Raw genomic sequence first — 19,623 nt, forward strand, 5'->3', positions numbered from 1 at the left:
ACCAATTTTATGACTCTGGGGCGCATCGTGACAAAACTGAATCTGATCGCTGGCGAATGGCTGGCGGGTGAAACCGAGATTGAAAACCGCAACCCTTCGGACCTGAGCGATCTGGTCGGCATGTTCGCACAGGCCAGTGCAGATCAGCTTGAGGCTACTTTGGATCAGGCGCGCGTTGCGCAAGCCGAATGGGAAGCCTACCTGCCTGAGCGCAAGCAGGCCGTCCTGATGAATATCGGCAACGAACTAATGTCGCGCGCCGAAGAGCTGGGCACCTTGCTTTCCCGCGAAGAGGGCAAGCCGTTGGCCGAAGGCAAAGGCGAGGTGTATCGCGCTGGTCAGTTCTTCACCTATTACGCCGCCGAATGCCTGCGCCAGATCGGCGAGAACGCCGACAGCGTACGTCCCGGCGTCGAGATTGACGTGCGCCGCGAAGCCGTAGGCGTCGTAGCCATCATCAGCCCGTGGAACTTTCCGACCGCGACCGCGTCATGGAAGATTGCTCCGGCGCTTTGCTACGGCAACGCAGTTGTTTGGAAACCGGCGAATATCACGCCCGCCTCTGCTGTGGCCTTGACCGAAATCATCAAGCGGCAGGACATCCCCAAAGGTCTGTTCAGCCTAGTCATGGGCTCGGGCCGTTCGATTGGGCAGCGTCTGGTAGAAAGCCCAAAGGTCAACGCGATATCCTTCACCGGCTCGGTTCCGGTCGGAAAGGGCATCGCATCAGCTGCCATTCAGAACCTGACCAAGGTTCAGATGGAGATGGGATCCAAGAACGCACTGGCCGTTATGGATGACGCTGATCTGGATCTGGCCGTAACGCTGGCATTGGGCGGGGCTTTTGGCGGGACAGGTCAAAAATGTACCGCATCCTCGCGTCTGGTTGTTCATGCTGGTGTGCACGATGCATTTGTCGAAAAACTTGTCGCAGGTGCGCAGGCCATGAAAGTCGGCCACGCGCTGGAAGACGGCGTTCAGATGGGGCCGGTCGTCAGTGAACAGCAACTGAACGAAAATTTGGCTTATGTCGATCTGGGTAAATCCGAAGGTGCCGAGCTGGCCTGCGGTGGTCTGCGACTTGAGATGCCGCATGACGGTTTCTACATGTCCCCCGGCGTGTTCCTGAACACCAACAACGATATGCGTATCAACCGCGAAGAGATGTTTGCCCCGCTGACAAGCGTCATCAAAGTTGGCAGCTATGAAGAAGCGCTGAGCGTGGTTAACGACACCAATTTCGGGCTGACGTCGGGGATCGTGACGCAAAGCCTCGCCCGCGCGACCCACTTCCGCCGCAACGCACGCACCGGCGTCGTGACCGTGAACCTTCCGACGGCGGGCACCGACTATCACGTGCCCTTCGGCGGCCGCGGTGACAGCTCTTACGGTCCACGCGAACAGGGCAAGGCAGCGGCTGAGTTCTATACCACGGTCAAAACCGCTTACATCAGCGCGGGAACGCCGGTCTGATGCGCATCGACGGGCTGCAATACGCCAATTGGTCTGAGAAGATCTTCCGCCAACTGCGCGAAGGAGGCGTGGACGCGATCCACGTCACCATCTCGTACCACGAGAACTTTCGCGAAACGGTTCTGAACTTTGAAAAGTGGAACCGCTGGTTTGAGCAATTTCCAGACCTGATCATGAAAGGCCGTTGGGCCAGCGACATCGACATCGCTCGGGAAACCGGGCGGACGGCCGTGTTCTTTGGCTTCCAGAACCCGTCGCCCATAGAAGACGATATCGGGCTGGTGGAAATTCTGCACGATCTGGGCGCGCGGTTCATGCAGCTAACTTATAACAACCAATCCCTGCTGGCGACCGGCTGCTATGAAGCTGAAGACACCGGCATCACCCGCATGGGCAAACAGGTCATCAAAGAGATGAACCGCGTTGGGCTTGTCGTGGACATGAGTCATTCGGCGGATCGTTCGACCATAGAAGCGGCCGAGATCTCCGAACGTCCCATCGCCATTACGCACGCCAACCCGCACGAATGGTCCCCTGCCCTGCGCAACAAGCGCGATGCGGTGATCCGGGCTGTGACCGAAAACGGTGGGATGTTGGGCTTTTCGGTCTACCCTCATCACCTGAAGGACAAGTCCGACTGCACGCTGGAGAGCTTTTGCGAAATGATTGCCCGTACGGCTGACAAATACGGCGCACAAAATCTGGGGATCGGCACCGACCTGTGTCAGGATCAACCCGACAGCATTGTCGAGTGGATGCGCGTTGGTCGCTGGACCAAGGAAATCGACTACGGCGAAGGTTCAGCCAGCAATCCAGGCTTTCCTCCGATGCCAAGCTGGTTCGAGGACAATCGCGACTTCGGCAATATCGAAACCGGGCTGCGCAACATTGGCATGAACGCCGAAGAAGTCTCGGGCATCATGGGCGGAAACTGGTACCGCTTTTTCGATCAGAACTTTGGACCAAAAACCGCATGAACCACGTCAGTGCTGATATCCCGCGACGCGATCCTGCGCAGGTTATGCGCCTGTCGCGGCTGGGCTCGCTGCATCAGTGCAGACTCAGCTTCATGCGACAACTGACCCGGCGCATGGCGCGCGAGAACTGGGTCTTTACGCGTCCTGTTTTTGAGATCGACAAAAACGGAGTCGGCCACGCAGTCTATACGGCGCAAGGCCCCGACCGTGCCTATTCACTGGTTGCGTTTGCCCATGACCTGCCACCCGAACAACGGTCGGACCGGGTGATCGCCGAGGCGTGGGATGCTACTTTCGCATTATTCGATGGCATCCCAACGGAACAGGACATCCAACGCCTGTCAGAAAACGTTCCTTTGCAAGAAGCAGGGCGCGTAAGCGAAAGCGAGCTGTCACTGTCCCGCGCCAACCGGTCCGTACGTTTGTGGAAACACGTGGTAGACAGGTTGGCTGCCGGACAACAGCCCGACTTGGAGCAAATCCATAAAGTCGGCTACCTGATGCGGACGACGGCCGTTTACGGATCGGGCAAGTTCGGCGCCGCGGATCGCGAGAAGATAGCGAACCGGCCAGAACTGCACGCACCGTTTCAGGCCGAAATGCTGTCGGTCTACCTGACGCGAACATTTGTCCGCGATCTGGTGCAACATATGGCCCTCGCCAAGGGCGGCATGCAGACGGCGGAACTGAACCCCGAGATTGCACAGTGGCTGGGCATCGGAAACTCAACCGGATTGGGGATGGCTCCATTCATCGTCAATCACCCGGTATTGTTCAACAACTGGATCATGGCGCGCGAAGAGGCGTTGGCTCGTGTTCGGTCTCTGCAATCAGCATCAGAGGACGAAACGCGGCACTTTCGGGACATCTATGACCGCAGCAAGTTATCGATGTCGTGGTGGCGATCCGAACATCCGGTCCAGATTGAAAAGATTGCCTCACTGAATGCTGATCTAACAGCCATTTCCGGTTATCTGGACCAAAATAATCTGACGCAGGACCGCCCGTGGGATCGGCTCATCCGCTGGTCAGAAACCACACTTGGCGAAGAAGGTCAGGAACTTCTCGCGTCGCTTATTCTGGAACCCTATGGCGATCTGGTGGATGGCTTGACCGGTTGTATGGCTGACGGGAATGCTCAGGCACAGGTTATTGATGGAGGCATGACTGTCGATCAACTCCGTGCCGCGATCCACGATCGCTTTGGCTGGGCACTGGAAATGGACTGGTCGGCCGAGGCGAACTGCGCGCGCGCCTGGTACGTGTCCGAAGAAAAGCTGGAACCGCGACTTGGTGAACGGTTCGAGGAACCGATTGCCGAATATGAACAGCCCCTCGCCCCGGCAAGAGACGCCGCGCTGGCCTACGCGGACCTTGCGAGTTGGCAAGACGACAAGCCCGTAGCCGAGTTCCTATTGCGCCATCCCGAGCACCGCCACACGGTGCGGCGTGCGCAGATTGGCGTTGTAGCGCCGTATGGCGAGCTTCGCGACAACACGATAAGCGCCGACGTTATGCCCATAGATATGCTCCGGGCCAAGCTGTCGTTTTTCGGTGCCACACATTTTGATCCGCGCTCGGACCGCTGGGTCCGTATCTGCATGTACGCTGGCGCGCCCTATCCTGAAGACCTGAATACCAGCACCGCAGACTTGTGGGTTTACCCGGAGCTATCTTCATGAACGTCTCGCTAAATGAGATCGAAGCCACCGCAAAGCGCGCGGCGCGTGGTGCAGGATATAGCTGGGGGTTGGCCGAGGAAGCCGCGAAAGCAACGCGCTGGCTGTGCGCACGGGGCCAAAACGGTACCGGTGCTTTGGCTCGAGTGTTGCAACTGGAATTGACGCGCTCACTTAAACAACACTCCCCGGCCGATCTGAGCGGAGAATGGCAGAGTGATAGCGAGCTTTGCCCTTTGGTGACTGGCGCATTGCTGTCAGATTGTGCGCACCAACTGAACTCAGCCCCGATTGAAATAAAGAATGTAGCTGTGCCTGCCTTGCTGCTTCCATTCGCAGCAAATGCGGCGCGCGTGTTACAGACCTGCGTGAGTGTTGACTGTGGCAGCGCACAGGTAGAAACCGACGGATTTGACCTGTCCCTGAACGTCCCACTTTCGGATGGGCCACAACAGGTTTCGGTGCGTAGGGGCGGCCAACTGACCGCACCAGTCCCCCATCGAACACGGGCGGAACCTGATCCAACTGATTGGCGCATGCTGAACCGGTTCGCCCATCGTACATACGCCCCCGCCACCGAGGAATCCCGCTTGCGCGGAGCCGGAGCGGGCTTATCCGACAACGACTAAAGAGGCCCTTATGATTGAAACCCGCACCCTGACCCTGGAGCAGATCGAAGATCTCGCCTTTCGTGCGCTTGTCGCCGCAGGAACCTCAGAAGCCAACGCCCGGCCATTGGCCGTTGCGACCGCGGCAACCGAAGCGGATGGGGTCGCAAGCCACGGGCTGGCATACATCCCGATCTATTGTGAGCACGTGCAATGTGGGAAAGTGGACGGCGCGGCCCAACCAGAGCTGTCGCGTCCGCGCCCCGGCGCAGTAAACGTGGACGCAGCAACCGGTTTTGCCCATTCCGCAATTGATATGGGTTTTGAGGCCCTTATCCCAGCCGCGCGGGAACAGGGCATCGCGGCACTGTCTATCCGCAACAGCTACAACTGCGGTGTCCTTGGATACCACACATACCGGTTGGCGCAGGCCGGCTTGGTGGGGTTGGGGTTCACAAATGCTCCGGCCTCGATCGCGCCTTCGGGCGGTGCGAAACCCGTCGTCGGAACCAACCCTTTCTCGATCGCGGCACCGGGCGCAGACGGCCAGCCCGCACTGCTGATCGACCAAAGCGCCAGCACGATTGCCAAAAGCGAGGTCATGAAACACGCCCGCGAAGGTAAGGCGATCCCGGTTGGCTGGGCTCTGGACGCGGATGGCAACCCGACCACGGACCCCAATGTTGGCCTCAAGGGGTCGATGGCGCCGTCCGGCGGTTACAAAGGTGTCGGTGTTGCCCTGCTGACCGAGGTCCTGGCCGCGGCTTTGACCGGAGCGACCCTTGGCATTAACGCCTCTCCCTTCTCCGGCACCGCTGGCGGACCACCCAAAACCGGGCAGTTCTTCATCGCAATAGATCCTTCTGCAACCTCTGGTGACGCTTTTGCTTCGGGGATCGGCGAGTTGGTTGGCGCGATCCGCGCTCAGAATGGCGCCCATCTGCCCGGGGATGGACGCGGCAGCAAACGGAGTCAGGCACAGACCGACGGCGTTGCCGTCAATGCGGCCACACTGGATAAGATTGAGGCGATCATCGCCTAACGGCGCAGCTATTCTGCATTAGCCTATGAGGTCGCCAGGAAACGCGTTGTTTGTCTGGCGACACATTCCAGTTCGCAGCGGATGCTGAAATGTTGGGGATTATCCGACGTAATGAAGTCGGTAAATTTCTCACCTGCCAACGCTCCGATGGTTTCCGCAGGAATACGGATGGTCGTAAGGCCGGGCTCAACATCCGCTGACCCCTTGAAATCTCCGATACCTATTATCGACAAATCCTCTGGCACGCGCAAACCAAGCTTTTGGGCAGCGAACAGTGCGCCCTGTGCAATGACGTCATTCCCACACAACAATGCCGTAGGTCGTTTTGGCGTCGTCAACAACACCAACGCCGCTTGCTTGGCCTGAGAAACACTGTAGGGCGCCTGGGTTTCATGTTCATCGGGCACTGAAACCCCCTGCTCGCCCAACGCGTCATGCACGGCGGAAAGGCGGTGCTGCGCGCGGTCGTTTCCTTGGGTTTCCGGAAAGATCAATCCGATGTCACGGTGCCCCAGTTCCAACAAATGCGCGGCTGCCAGGCGCCCGGCCAGATGGTTGTCCGCCCCCACACAAGGAAGGGGCGAGTCCTGTGCGTAGTTCCAGATTGCCAACGCCGGTATCTTTTGCTGCTTGATCAACCGGTTGGTGGCATCGGAATGTTCCAACCCAACCAGCGCCACGCCGTCCACGCGATGTTCAAGAAACTTGCGGACCATCGCGTATTCCCGATCCAGATCATAACCGTGCGATGCCAGCAAAAGACTGAACCCTGCCTTGTCGATCGAATCCGAGAAAGCCTGAATAACCTCGGAAAAAATCGCGTGGTTGATTGTGGGCACAACAAGTCCAATTGTCCCTGACCGTTTTCCATGCATTGTTTGTGCGGCGCGGTTGCGGATATAGCCCAGTCGCTGCACTGCCTTGTTGATCTTTTTGCGAGTCGTCGGGTTCACCAGATCGGGGTGATTGAAGGTGCGAGAAACCGTCGACGGTGACACCTTTGCAGCCTTTGCGACAGCCACTATGTCCACCTTATCTTTTTGAAAATTCGCCATAATTTCGTCATTCCCGACTGAATTTATGAAAACATTTGCAATACTATTTTCATCCCCTAACCTGATTTGTCAACAAAAGTGAAAGTGCGAACAGACGGGTTGGGAGGCCCTGAATGGAATTCATTTACTACTTCGGAGATGTGTTCACGCCGCTATCGTTTTTGCTGCTCTTAGGCGGCACGATCGGAGGGCTAATTCTGGGCGCGACCCCCGGCCTGTCACCAACGATGGCGGTGGCCCTGCTGATCCCGTTCACCTTCCAACTTGAGGCCGCGCAGGGCCTGATCCTGTTGGGGGCGGCTTATACCTCGACGGTGGCCGGTGGGGCCGTCAGCGCTATCCTTCTAAAAATCCCTGGCGCACCGGCGAATATCGCCACCACATTGGATGGCCACACGATGGCTAAACAGGGTCAGGGGGCGCGGGCGTTGCAACTGTCCTTCCTAGCTTCGGCTGTGGGCGGCATTTTCGGCGTTCTTCTGCTGATTTTCCTGACCCCGGTTCTGGCAAAGTGGGCGCTGGCGTTTGGCCCCTCGCACCTGTTCTGGCTGGCTATTCTGGGGGTCACGGTGATCGGGACGCTGGATTCCGCTTCAGTGGTCAAAGGGTTGTTGTCCGGCTGTATCGGGTTGTGGCTGGCCACAATTGGGTTCGACGACATCATGGGTGCACAACGCTTTATCTTTCACCCCGCATTGGGCGGCGGCATCAACATCATTGCCGCGTTGATTGGTCTGTTTGCAATCCCGCAGGTTCTGACCATGTTCGCCAAAGGCCGCCACAACACTGGTGCCGAAGTGATCGAAGTCCAACGCCATTCAATCATGGCGGCGTTCAAGGAACTGTTCAGTCGCACCCGTGCGCTGAGTATCGGGACGCTGACGGGCTCGATCATCGGCCTGATCCCTGGCGTCGGAGGACAGATAGCTGGCCTTGTCGCCTATGATCAAACAAAGAAGTTTTCATCGGAAAAGGATAAGTTCGGCACGGGGCATTCCGAGGGCGTAATCGCCGCGGAATCTGCCAACAACGCGATGGTTGGCCCATCGCTTGTGCCCCTGCTGACGCTGTCCATACCCGGCAGCCCAACCGCGGCTGTGTTGTTGGGCGGGTTGCTGATCCACGGAATTTTCCCGGGTTCGGACCTTTTCGACAATCACCCCGATGTCGCCTGGACCTTCATTAACTCCATGCTGATCGGGCAGGTGCTGATGTGTATCTTCGGCCTTTACGTTGCGGGTCTTGCGGCGCGAGTCGCACAGGTTCCTCAATCTGTCATGGCCGCAATCGTTCTGGCGCTTTCGGTTTTCGGCGCTTATTCGGTCCAAGGTTCAATGGGCGATGTCTATGTCATGGCGTGCCTCGGCATCGGCATGTTCTTCCTAGAGCGCTTTGGCTTCTCGGCTGCGCCGCTGGTGCTTGGCCTGATCCTTGGCCCCATCGCCGAAGCCAACTTTATCCAGGGCGGAATGATCGCTGACGCGACCGTGGGCAAGGCGTCGTACTTCATGACCGGTGGATTGAACTTGTTCCTGATCGCGGTAGTACTGGCCTCAATCGCCTACTCGGTCTGGATGGAGCTGCGCAGCCGGCGCTACACCACTAAAGAGGAGGCGCAGGCATGAACCGGTCGCAACATATATTCGGGTCAGGCCTGGTCTTCGCAGTTGGTCTTTGGGTCACATGGGTCAGCTACACGCAGCAACCCGCTGAGGCTTTCCTGTTTCCGCGCCTTATTGCAACAGTCTTTGTAGTGTTGGCCGGATGGACCTTTGGCAAAGCGGTCATGGGACTATCCAAGGTCGGCAATGGCGTGACGCGAACAATGTTCGTGAACATGCTGCCCGGTCTGATCATCATGCTGATCTATGTGTTCTGGGCGGCAAAAACGCTGGGGTTCTACACCGCGACGACCATCGCATTTTTTATCCTGCTGTCGATCTATGACCCCGCCCCCCATTCCGAGGTCAAAACCTGGGTCAAACGCGGGACCATTACCGCGGTCTTTGTGGCGGTGATGTACGGGCTCTTTGCCATGCTTTTGAACGTCTACACACCAAGAGAAATTCTGTTCTGACCGCATGGGAAGCGGGTGAACTTAATCAGGGAGGAAACGCAAAATGAAACGATTTATAGCAGGGGCAGCTCTGGCGCTGGCGGGCCTGACTGGCGCGGCAATGGCCGAGGAATATCCCGAACGACCGCTGATGATGATGGTCAGCTATGGCGCCGGTGGGGCGACCGACTTTCAGGCGCGGATCGTCACCATGACCGCCGGGAATGAGGATGCGCTGGGAATGCCGATTGCCATCATCAACAAACCTGGTGCCGGCGGGCGCGTCGGTTGGAACTGGTTCGCCACACAAGCTGACCCCGACGGATACACACTGGCCGCGTACAACGTGCCCCACTTCATCGCTCAGTCGATCAAGGGTGGTGTCGAGTATTCGGCGGACAGCTTTGAACCCATCGCAAACTGGGGTGCAGATCCGGCTGTGTTCGTGGTTGGTGCCGACAGCGAGTTCAACTCGATGGACGATGTCGTGGCCTTTGCCAAAGAGAACCCCGGCAAGCTGACCGTATCTGGCGCAGGTCTGTTTGTGGGCCACCATATTGCCGCGCTGCAGATCGACAAGGCCGCCGGAACCAAGATGGCCTATATCCCGACCAAAGGCGGTGGAGCAGCAGCCATGAAGGCCGTCATCGCCGGTGAAGTCATGGGCGGTATCAACAACTTGTCCGATGCGTTCCGTGCGCAAGAGGCGGGCAATGTGAAAATTCTCGGCGTCGCTGATCTGGAACGCAACGCGTTTCTGCCGGATGTTCCGACGATGATGGAACAGGGGCTGGACGTCGACAATTCCTCGGTCAACTTCCGGGGTGTGATGGTGCCCAAGGGAACACCTCCTGAGGTGATCGAGAAACTGGCAGCAACTGTGCCCGAAATGTTCGCCAATTCCCGCGTTGCCAAGAAGATGGAGGCAGGCGGCTCGCCCATGCACATCATGACACGTGAGGAAGTGATCGAGATGTGGGCACAGCGCCAACAGACGCTGAATGAACTGCTTGCCGGTCTCTGAACGACCCCACCGGGGCGGGCTGCGCCCGCCCCGGGCAGCCAATCGAGGACAAAAATGAACGCTCCAAACGACATAACCCCCGAAAATGCCGAAGTTGACCGGATCGTGGCGCAGGCTCGCAAGGCTCAGGCAGCTTACGAGGCAGCAGGCAGTCAGGCGCTATATGACAAAGCAGCACTGGCAGCGGGTTGGGCGATCATGGAACCCGCACGCAATCAGGCGCTGGCGGAGTTGGCGGTTGAAACCACCGGGCTGGGCAATGTCCCCGACAAGATCACCAAAAACCACCGTAAGACCCTGGGCCTATTGCGCGACATAGCAAGGGCAAAGACACATGGCATCATCAGCGATGACCCCGAAACAGGCATCACTGAAATCGCTCGTGCAATCGGTGTCATCGGCGCAGTGGTCCCTTCGACCAATCCAGCCGCGACCCCGGCCAACAACATCATCAATGCCCTGAAAGGGGGAAACGCGATCGTCGTCGCCCCCTCGCCCAAGGGTGTGGCGTCCTGTGAACTATTGCTACGTTTCATTCACGCCGAATTTGACAAGCTGGGGCTGGACCGGGATCTGGTCCAGATGATTCCAAGGCCAGGATCAAAGGCCAAAACCCAACGGCTGATGGAAACCTCGGATCGGGTGATCTGCACTGGCAGCCAAAACAATGTCCACCGGGCCCAGTCCTGCGGCACACCCGCTGTCGCGGTCGGCGCGGGCAATGTCACTGTGATCGTCGACGAAACTGCCGATCTGGCAGCCGCCGCTACAAAGATCACAGCCTCAAAGTGCTTTGACAATGCAACCTCCTGCTCGTCCGAGAACGCAGTTGTGGTTGTGGACGCCGTCTACGACGATTTTGTTGCGGCAATGGCAGCAGAAGGCGGCGCTCTGGTGCCTGCATCCGATGCCGATGGCATCATAGCGCGTCTTTGGCCGGACGGGCACCTCAACCGATCAGCTATCGCGCAGGATGCCGACAAGATGCTTGAGGCATTGGGGATGGAAGGAAAAGTCCCCGAAGGTACGAAATTTCTGGCAGTAGAAACCGACGGAATCGGCCCTGATCACCCCCTTTCCGGAGAGAAGCTGAGCCGTGTTCTGGCGCTCTACCGGGCCTCGGACTATGCCGCCGCGAAAGCCACCGCAGGGCGCGTTCTGGCCCATCAAGGTACCGGACATTCGGTCGGTATCCACACCAGCGACGACGGGCGCGCCGTTGAGCTGGGACGCGAGCTACCCACCTGCCGGGTGATCGTCAATCAGGCGCATACCTTTGCCACCGGTGGTAGCTTCAATAATGGGATGCCCTTTTCTCTTTCGATGGGATGCGGCAGCTGGGGCGGAAACTCCATTGATACCAATCTGCATTGGCGGCACTTCGTCCAGACCACCAAAATTGTGCGTGAAATACCCCCCCGCGAACCCGCGCTCGAAGATGTATTCGGCGCGTATTGGAGGGAGGCCGGCCAATGATGGAACCGCCAAAGGGAACGGTCCGCGACTGGCTGGACCTAAGGGCCGATCAGGGCGGAACCGGGTTCGTTTTTCCCGATGGCACTCAGGATCTGAACTGGGCGGAGCTGCGCAACTCGGCCCGAAACTTGGCAAGCATGTTGACCCGCCTAGGCGTGCAGAAGGGCGAAAGCGTCGCACTCATCTATCCCAATTGCCACGAGGCGCTGATCGCTTTGTTCGGCGTTCTCTACGGTGGGTTCCGGGCGACTATGATCAATCTTGTCGCGGGCGACAGTGCCGTGGCCTACGCCCTCGAACACAGCGGCGCGCGATTTGCATTCGTGCACCCGGATCAAGCGGAATTATTCAACCGAACAGCCGATTCTGCCGTAACTACGCCTTTACAGATCGAAGAAGCTGATAACGCGGATACCGAGCTTTATGATCTGGCGCCCGCAGACCATGCCCTGCTTATGTACACCTCGGGCACAACCGGTCGGCCCAAAGGTGTCGTTCATACGCATTCCAGCCTTTTGGCGGGCGGCTGGACCACCGCTGTCGCGCATGAACTGACAGATTCGGATCGCGGTTTCTGCGTCTTGCCGATCTACCACATCAACGGGCTTTGCGTGACGGTGATGGGAACCCTCGTCTCTGGCGGCTCCCTGGCCATGTGCGAACGGTTTTCGACCAGCCGGTTCTGGGACAATCTTGGTAAAACTCAGGCAACATGGTTTTCGGTTGTCCCGACCATCATCTCTCATCTGCTGCAATCTGACACCAATCCGGATGCCCAAGCCCGCCAGAGGTTGCGGTTTGGGCGGTCTGCCTCATCCGCGCTGGCACCCGATGTACAACGCGCATTTGAAGAGAGGTTCGAGGTTCCCATCGTCGAAACCATGGGGCTTACGGAAACCGCGGCGCAGATCCTGTCGAACCCGCTTCCACCGGGCGTGCGCAAGATCGGCTCGCCCGGTGTTGCATTCGGAAATGACGCGGCAATTCTGGACGCAAGCCAACAGCCTGTCCCGCACGGAACCGAAGGTGAGTTGGTCATACGCGGACCAAATGTGATGCTTGAATACCTCAAAGACGCCGATGCGACCGCAGGCACTTTCACAACGGATGGTTGGCTACGCACCGGTGATTTGGCGCGTATGGACGAGGACGGATACGTCTATGTCACCGGCCGCTTGAAAGAGTTGATCATAAAGGGCGGCGAAAACATCGCCCCGCGTGAGATTGACGAGGCGCTGTATTCCCATCCCGATGTTGTCGAAGCTGCAGCTTTCGCGCGTCCCTGCCGCAGCTATGGTGAAACCGTTGAGGCCGCAGTCAAAATCCGGGATGGTTCCGAGCTGACATCACTGACTCTGTTGGAGATTTGTGAAACCAAGCTGGGTCGATTCAAATCCCCTGACGAGGTTCACATTCTGCAGGACCTGCCGAAGGGGCCTTCGGGCAAGATACAGCGCAACCGGATACTCGAAATCGTTGACGATCAAGGCTGAGCGTCAGCGGGGCTAGACCGCTGACGCCGACCCGGACCATCAAAGGCGCTAGGTCTTACGGCGTTTCGGTAGAGCGTCTCCGCCTTTACCCGATTTCGCCGCTGCAGCGCGCGCGCGATTTTTTTTGCTGCTGGGTTTTCCCTTGGGCGGCGGCGGGCCTTTGGTGGCTTTGCCGCCGGGCCTTAAGCTGGCGTCTTTGCTTTTGCCTGCAGGCGCTTTGTGGGATTTCTTCTTTGCGCTCGTTGCGGTGAATTTCGCTTCGACCTCGCCCGTTGAACCGGACGCAGACGAGTCCCTGCGCGGTGCCGATCCCTGTTCTTTCGATCGGTTCGGTTTGGAACGGTGTTCCGCCGATTTATGCGGCTTGCGATCTTCGGGCATGGGTTTCCGTTTACGTGGCGCTGGCGCGTCGTTCCAATCTACGGGGGTGGTGTCCCCTTTGCGCGGACGCGTTTTTCCCTTCGGCGCTCGGTTGGACCTTGGACGTTCAAACGCGGGCACGTCAGGCGCACCATCTAAACGAACAACGTCTTTCGAGCCTTCTATTTTCATGTCTGCGCCAACAGCCGCCAGAAAGCCAGCAACGCTAGCTTCGCGGATCTCGACGTAAGACACATCATCGGCAATACGGATCGCCCCGATATCGTCTTTGGTCAGGTCACCCGCCTTGCAGATCATCGGCAACAGATGACGCGGCGACGCGTTTTGGTTGCGGCCTTCAGATAAAGAGAACCAAACGCTGGGACCAAAAGCGGCGCGCGGTTTCGGGCGGTCTGCCGTCACTGGGGCTAACTCTTCCGGCGCTGAATGGCGCAATTTGTACTGACGAAGATACGCTGCCGCGATTTGTTCGGCGGTAAATTCCCCAACCAGATGCTGAACCGCCGCCCGCTCGCTCTCGGTGATCTCGACCTGCCAGTCATCCGATGCGAACATCCGCGCCTGATCACGTTCGTTCACGTCGTCTGCCGCCGGTGCAACACCCCAATCAGCGGTGAGTTTTGCGAATTTCAGAATGCGCTCGGCCTTTTTTCGCGAAGATGGCTCTACCACCAGGGCACTTACGCCCTTTCGCCCAGCTCGACCTGTGCGCCCTGAGCGGTGCAAAAGCGTCTCGTGACTATTGGGCAATTCGGCATGGACGACCAAATCCAGGTTTGGCAAATCGATCCCCCGCGCGGCGACATCTGTCGCCACACAAACCCTGGCCCGCCCGTCGCGCATCGACTGCAGCGCATTAGATCGTTCGCTCTGCGTCAACTCACCAGACAGAGCCACCACCGAAAACCCGCGGTTGGAAAGGCGCGTCGTTAGTCGCGACACCATCGCGCGTGTATTACAGAAAACAATTGCGTTGGGTGCCTCATAATACCGCAACACGTTGATAATAGCGTTATCGCCGTCCCGCGGCGCAACCATCATCGCACGGTATTCGATATCGGCATGTTGCGTTTTCTCACTGACCGTACTCACGCGTTCGGCGTCGCGCTGATAGCGCGTTGCCAGATTTGCAATGGCACGCGGGACAGTGGCCGAGAACAGTAGCGTTTGTCGCTCGGCCGGGGTTTCATCCAGAATGAATTCAAGATCCTCGCGAAACCCAAGGTCCAGCATTTCATCGGCTTCATCCAGTACCACAGCCCGGATCGCGGTCAGATCAATGGAACCGCGCATGATATGATCGCGCAGCCGCCCCGGCGTTGCGACAACAATATGCGCCCCGCGCGCCAGGGCGCGGCGCTCGTCACGCATATCCATGCCACCAACACACGAGGCCAGAAACGCACCAGCATCCGAGTACAGCCAGCTCAGCTCGCGCTTGACCTGCATGGCCAACTCACGCGTCGGCGCAACGACCAAAGCCAACGGCGCGCCGGAAGCCCCGAACGACTCATCTTCGCCCAGTAACTGTGGTGCAATCGCCAACCCGAACCCGATTGTCTTTCCCGATCCGGTTTGCGCCGACACCAACATATCGCGTCCTTCCAGACCGGGCTGTGTCACGGCCTGCTGGACTTGTGTCAAAGTATCATAACCCTTACGGGCAAGCGCATCTGCGATGGTCTGTTTCACGGTGGTGTTCTTTGTATCAGCCGGGGGATGCGAGCCTTGCGGTATTGCAATCAACGCATCTTCCAAGGTTAAAGACCGCCTCTTAGCGGGAGTCGCCGTCAATGTATAGGCGTGTCTTTTCCAACGCGCACAGGCACCGTAGTTTTATTAATGGTTTGATCGAACATCCTTCGGGCCCGGTTCCAGTGCGCGCTTTCACAACCCCAATATCCTTGGAAAAATTACATTCAATGTGCAGTTTGTTCTAACTTGAGGGTGCCCGTGAGCGGCACGAATTCAATTCTAGAACAGAAATCGACGCATAAAATAGATTTGCACAAAAGCGATGGTGTTCTGGGCTGAACCTAAATCTGGGAACTTATCTTTGCGTTCCGACCGTCATCGAAGACGTTCGGTGCGAGCATTTGAATAGGGCAAAAATGCGGGCTGGGGGTCGCAACTAGGCGGTTGTGCCTTTTCTGGATTTGGGCGACCGAAGGCGCAAGTATGTGCCTTCGGCCGTAAAAAGTGTGATCGCATCCTTTTCGACGTCCCTGATATCCAGGAAGTCAGTCAAACACGGATGCAATCTGATCGACGGTCACCCCTTCTTTGATCTCGCGCAGACGGGCATAAATCAGAGCGACCGAGATACCGGTCAAACCCGCAGAAAGCGCTGCGATAACCGAAAACCCGACCATCATTGCCCAGCTTCCGACACTAGCCAACAGACCAGCACCAATACCGGCGAGGAAATTGACGATCCCGGCGCAAATACCAATCAGCAGCAAAGCGCCGAAGATTGGCCAGCGATATCCTTTGGTCAGTGCCGCGCTGCGACCAAGCCCGCCAAACCCGGCCCCCTCGATCACCACGGCTGGCGCAACCACCGAAAAGACTGCGTAAACCCATAAACCGGGAATGATCAGAGCGATCGACGCCAATCCGGCCAGAATACTGCTGACAGTCGTCAGGATCGCGACGGGGACAGCCGCACGCAAAGCTGGCGAAAAATAGCGTGCCAACTGTAGCGGACGCCCGAGTTTGGAATCATATGCCAGTTGCACCAGAAGGGCTGTTGTCAGGGCATAGAATACAATTTGTAGAACAATCGTCATCACCCAGGTCGTCACGTTAGAAGACGTGCTGAAATCGGGTTCTTCTACACCCAAGGCGACATCCGCCCCTACTAACATGCCCGCAATAAGTGAGCTCAAGAACATTGGCACCAGCGCCAACAGGATGACGGATATGAAATTCTTGAAGAGAATCGAAAAACTCTCACCCACGATACTTCCGACGCCCAGAAACTCTCTGTCACCGTATTCTGTCGTGCTGGCCATTATGAAACCTCACTATTCTTTTGTGGTATTACTACTGCATGAAAATCGTCTAAAAGTTGTCTGCAGTATCCTTATGACACCCGTAATTGAGTTTGAAAACGGCCACTACAAGTCGATTTTTGGTCAGAAAAAGGGCAGTTGCCAGTTTTAATCACGGGCGGTTGTTTTCAGCCGCATAATGTTTGTCTTTGCGACGCTCACCGAACAATTGGCGCTTTTCAAGGTGTTCACGCTGCGCATTGTAGAAAGCCCTTAGGAACTTCAACCGCTCCGCCTCGGGCACTTTGTTCGCGTAACTGATCTTTTGGCGGATCTTTTCGACAACGCTTTCTATGGTGGCCCTGTTGCTGTTTGACCGAACCGACACGGTGTTCTTCTCCTGCGCCCGCAAGAGCTTTTCAAGGGCTTGCAACTCGAATGCGCCATAGTGATCAAGCTGATGAGCGAGAAAGGTGTAACTTTTAGCTGACGCCGTCTCTTTGACCGGCGTCTGAGCCAGATCTGTCAGCAACACCGGGACCGGCAAATGGATCACGTGGGTGCCCGCAATAAGGTCGCCCAGTCTCTGTCTGTGTCGATTCAATAGCGGCACAAGCAGCCCCCCCAGAATCCAGGCCAGAGCCCCCCCTGTAGCAACTGGAGACTTGGCATCGAGTGTCAGCAGCAGGGTTGCAGGAAGGAAGATCTCGGCCTCCTTCATCAGGTTCCTAAGCACCAGGGCATGGGTGCTCAGCGACTTGCCATCATGTGAAACAACCTTGATCTTCATCAGACGCTTGCCCAAAGTCTGCCCATTCCAGGCCAACTCGGCTATGACGTAATAGGGCACCCTGATTATGAAAAAGAGCAGACTGCCTATGGCGATCAGCGTGCTCGGATCGCCATACCCCACAGAAACAAACAGAACCAGCACGGCGACGGCGGCGATCAGCGTGATGCCCACATCCGTGATCTGAGCAGCAAGCCGCACCCCCAGCCCCGCTACCTCTAGGTAGAGAGGTATGCCTTCAGGTGGGATCAGCTCACCCACTGATGGCGCCGTTTCACGTTTGCGTCGCCAAAGCCTCATTTCCGTGCCCTACCGCCCAAGGTGAACCAAGCCAGCCAGCATAGTCCCAACCCCCAGCCAATCACGTACCGGGTGCTTTTGTCCTGAATAAGCTGGCGGCCGAACCCTTCGACAAAGGCAGCGACGACCAGCATTAAAGCCGCCACCAGCGCAAGCTTCACCGCATCCCGCCCTGCATGGCGCAAAGCAGCGCGGCGGCTTCGTTGCCCCGGAAAAAGGATAGCTGCGCCCAGTTGAATGCCGCCGCCACAGGCAATACAGATCGCCGACAGCTCGGTCACACCGTGGATAGACAACCAACCGCCCAGATCGCTGCCCAGTCCGCGCTCTACGTGCAACGCGTAAAACGCCCCTAGCGACAGCCCGTTATAGAAGGTCAGCAGGACCGCCGGCACACAAAGGAAAACCCCAAGCCCAAACACAAAGATCGCAATGCGCGTGTTGTGCGAGAAAAGGAACGTGGCAAAGGCCCCAAGTCCCGTGGCGCTGGGATCCTGATCATAAATCACTTGCCGCAGTTCTTGAGTGGTCGATGTGGGTCCGCGACCTCCGGCCAGTTCCGGCGGCATGAACACATGATACCAAGCCGGGTTTTCCAGAAACAGCTGATACCCCGCTAAAACCCCTAGCCCCATGCACAAGAAACCTATCAGGATGAACAACCAGGACCGACGCACTGCAGTCGGCGCCCCACTTGCAAAAAACTTGCGCACAAGCCCGCCGAGACGTTCCTGAGGGGCATAAACCGACAGATACGCGCGCGCAGTCAGCGCCTCAAGATAGTCCAGCAGCGCCTTGTCCAACGAGATTTCGCGTGCAATCGCCAGCGATGTGGTCGCATTTCGGTAAAGCGCGGCCAGATCGCGGGCGGCTGCGAAGTCCATCCGCTGCAATCCCACACGTTCAGCTTGGGCGACCAAGGTTTCTAAATGCTGCCAGTCTGCTTCCCGCTCTTTTCGGAACCGGGCCGAACGGATGAGGTCGCTTTCCGCCATCAGATCAACTCCCGCGCTTTTATTTCCAGATAGGTCGAGATCAACTTGGCCGTCACCGTATCCGGACGCGCATCCAGCACGGTAACCCCCAACCTCGCCAATCTTTCCAGAACCAGACGACGTTCACTGATGGTCTGGTTTGCCGCTACCAGAGTGGCAACACCATCCAAGTCCTTGGGTGCAGACCCCACCAACGCTTCGACCTCAGGATCACGGATGGTGACGAAAATCAGCAAGTGACGCTTGGCCAGAATGGCGATGTTCTCGACCAGCAATTCTGCTGAGGTCGTGTCGATGAAATCGGTAAAAATAATGATCAGGCTGCGCTTTGGGGTGCGGGCATTCAGTTCAGTCAGCGCCAGCGTATGGTTGGTTTCATGGCCCACATAGTCCAGCTCGCTGGTCCAACTGCGTAGGCGTGCAAAGGTCTGGCGCCCGGCCCGCGGTGCCACAAAGGATCGCGGGCGCACGTCATAGGCGTAGTACCCTACCAGATCGCCGCCGATTGCAGCCGCCCAAGCCACGGCCAAAGCAGATGTAATCGCGTGGTCGATCTTGGGTAAACCGGCAATCTCTTCGCGCATCAGGTAACCGTTATCCAGCGCTACGATGACGTGGTGATTGCGCTCGGCCCTTAACTCTTTGGCCACAAGCCCCCGCCGCTTGGCCGAACGTTTCCAGTCGATTGATTTCACATCCATGCCTTGCACGAAATCACGAAGCTGGTGAAATTCAGATCCTTCTCCGATGGCGCGGTTTTCCTTCACGCCATAAAGCGTGGACTGCACAGTCGTGGCGATCTCGCCGGACTGGATAAGTCGAATATTGGGCACCACCCGGACCTCTAGCGTGAATTCCAATCGCGGCACGAAATCAAAAAGCTTCAGGCGTGACGACCAATGAAGCCAAAGATGTTCAAACGCCCAGACACCGCGCCGTACACCACGACAGTTAATCTCAGCTGATCCCGTCCCATCCGGGCCGATCATGAACTCGACCTCGGCAGCACCACTCAAACCTTTGGGCCATTTTAGCCGCGCCGTCAGGTCCTTCGGAGCGTTAGGGACATGCAAGTTAAGCACCTGCAATTCGCCGACAAAGATTTCTGGCCGCATGTCGAAATTCAACTGCTTACGACGGCTAAAGGACATCAGAAGATCCGCTGATATTAACAGTGCCAACAGCACCCATGGTGCCAACGCCAGTTCGCGTAGCCCGCCAAAAATTGCGACACTCAGAACCGACAGAACAAGAGCGGCGCAGGCAGCACTGAGCAATCTT

The 19,623-nt window shown here is 57.6% G+C and carries 16 protein-coding genes; 10 read left to right on the top strand and 6 right to left on the bottom strand.

Annotated features, from left to right (window positions below):
• The first annotated feature begins 9 nt into the window (after positions 1 to 9).
• The 5 genes from ACR0AK_RS17555 to ACR0AK_RS17575 are packed head-to-tail and all read left to right on the top strand — an operon-like array spanning position 10 to position 5,779.
• Positions 10 to 1,473, top strand: coding sequence for an aldehyde dehydrogenase family protein (locus tag ACR0AK_RS17555; RefSeq protein WP_480794304.1), 1,464 nt, complete (start codon positions 10 to 12; stop codon positions 1,471 to 1,473).
• Entirely contained in the window at positions 1,473 to 2,450 is a 978-nt protein-coding gene (locus ACR0AK_RS17560) for a membrane dipeptidase (RefSeq protein WP_480794305.1), read from the top strand. Before ACR0AK_RS17555 ends, ACR0AK_RS17560 begins: the two co-directional genes overlap by 1 nt.
• Entirely contained in the window at positions 2,447 to 4,132 is a 1,686-nt protein-coding gene (locus ACR0AK_RS17565) for a hypothetical protein (RefSeq protein ID WP_480794306.1), read from the top strand. The genes ACR0AK_RS17560 and ACR0AK_RS17565 overlap by 4 nt, the downstream gene beginning before the upstream one ends.
• On the top strand, positions 4,129 to 4,758 hold the full coding sequence (locus tag ACR0AK_RS17570) for a DUF3726 domain-containing protein (protein ID WP_480794307.1): 630 nt from the start codon (positions 4,129 to 4,131) through the stop codon (positions 4,756 to 4,758). Before ACR0AK_RS17565 ends, ACR0AK_RS17570 begins: the two co-directional genes overlap by 4 nt.
• Positions 4,759 to 4,768: 10 nt before the next feature.
• Complete coding sequence (locus ACR0AK_RS17575) at positions 4,769 to 5,779, top strand: Ldh family oxidoreductase (RefSeq protein ID WP_480794308.1); 1,011 nt, start codon at positions 4,769 to 4,771, stop codon at positions 5,777 to 5,779.
• Positions 5,780 to 5,802: 23 nt separating this feature from the next.
• On the opposite strand, the gene ACR0AK_RS17580 is transcribed toward ACR0AK_RS17575, so the two are convergent.
• Positions 5,803 to 6,834, bottom strand: coding sequence for a LacI family DNA-binding transcriptional regulator (locus ACR0AK_RS17580; protein ID WP_480794309.1), 1,032 nt, complete (start codon positions 6,832 to 6,834; stop codon positions 5,803 to 5,805).
• Between the two features lie 113 nt (positions 6,835 to 6,947).
• Here ACR0AK_RS17580 and ACR0AK_RS17585 point away from each other — a divergent pair, with 113 nt between their 5' ends.
• From ACR0AK_RS17585 to ACR0AK_RS17605, 5 genes are read left to right on the top strand one after another with little or no spacing between them, the layout of a single operon-like run.
• Positions 6,948 to 8,459: a tripartite tricarboxylate transporter permease gene (locus ACR0AK_RS17585; RefSeq protein ID WP_170560503.1), complete on the top strand. Its 1,512-nt coding sequence runs from the start codon at positions 6,948 to 6,950 to the stop codon at positions 8,457 to 8,459.
• Positions 8,456 to 8,911, top strand: coding sequence for a tripartite tricarboxylate transporter TctB family protein (locus ACR0AK_RS17590; protein WP_480794310.1), 456 nt, complete (start codon positions 8,456 to 8,458; stop codon positions 8,909 to 8,911). The genes ACR0AK_RS17585 and ACR0AK_RS17590 overlap by 4 nt, the downstream gene beginning before the upstream one ends.
• A gap of 43 nt (positions 8,912 to 8,954) precedes the next feature.
• Positions 8,955 to 9,914, top strand: a complete 960-nt coding sequence (locus tag ACR0AK_RS17595; RefSeq protein ID WP_480794311.1) for a tripartite tricarboxylate transporter substrate binding protein — start codon at positions 8,955 to 8,957, stop codon at positions 9,912 to 9,914.
• 54 nt (positions 9,915 to 9,968) lie between these two features.
• A complete protein-coding gene (gene sauS, locus ACR0AK_RS17600) occupies positions 9,969 to 11,390 on the top strand; it encodes an acylating sulfoacetaldehyde dehydrogenase (RefSeq protein WP_480794312.1) in 1,422 nt (473 codons plus the stop codon).
• Positions 11,387 to 12,883, top strand: a complete 1,497-nt coding sequence (locus ACR0AK_RS17605; protein ID WP_480794313.1) for an AMP-binding protein — start codon at positions 11,387 to 11,389, stop codon at positions 12,881 to 12,883. Before sauS ends, ACR0AK_RS17605 begins: the two co-directional genes overlap by 4 nt.
• Positions 12,884 to 12,931: 48 nt before the next feature.
• Here ACR0AK_RS17605 and ACR0AK_RS17610 read toward each other — a convergent pair whose 3' ends face one another.
• The 5 genes from ACR0AK_RS17610 to ACR0AK_RS17630 all read right to left on the bottom strand — a co-directional run bounded on the left by ACR0AK_RS17610 (position 12,932) and on the right by ACR0AK_RS17630 (position 19,619).
• The gene (locus ACR0AK_RS17610; protein ID WP_480794314.1) at positions 12,932 to 14,956 is read right to left on the bottom strand and encodes a DEAD/DEAH box helicase; all 2,025 of its coding nucleotides are present in this window, start codon (positions 14,954 to 14,956) and stop codon (positions 12,932 to 12,934) included.
• 548 nt (positions 14,957 to 15,504) lie between these two features.
• The gene (locus ACR0AK_RS17615; protein WP_480794315.1) at positions 15,505 to 16,278 is read right to left on the bottom strand and encodes a DUF7847 domain-containing protein; all 774 of its coding nucleotides are present in this window, start codon (positions 16,276 to 16,278) and stop codon (positions 15,505 to 15,507) included.
• Positions 16,279 to 16,429: 151 nt separating this feature from the next.
• A complete protein-coding gene (locus ACR0AK_RS17620; RefSeq protein WP_480794316.1) occupies positions 16,430 to 17,347 on the bottom strand; it encodes an RDD family protein in 918 nt (305 codons plus the stop codon).
• A complete protein-coding gene (locus ACR0AK_RS17625; RefSeq protein ID WP_480794317.1) occupies positions 17,344 to 18,342 on the bottom strand; it encodes a stage II sporulation protein M in 999 nt (332 codons plus the stop codon). Before ACR0AK_RS17625 ends, ACR0AK_RS17620 begins: the two co-directional genes overlap by 4 nt.
• Positions 18,342 to 19,619, bottom strand: a complete 1,278-nt coding sequence (locus tag ACR0AK_RS17630) for a DUF58 domain-containing protein (RefSeq protein WP_480794318.1) — start codon at positions 19,617 to 19,619, stop codon at positions 18,342 to 18,344. The genes ACR0AK_RS17625 and ACR0AK_RS17630 overlap by 1 nt, the downstream gene beginning before the upstream one ends.
• Between the last annotated feature and the right edge of the window lie 4 nt (positions 19,620 to 19,623).

This window comes from Ruegeria sp. BI12, assembly GCF_056537985.1.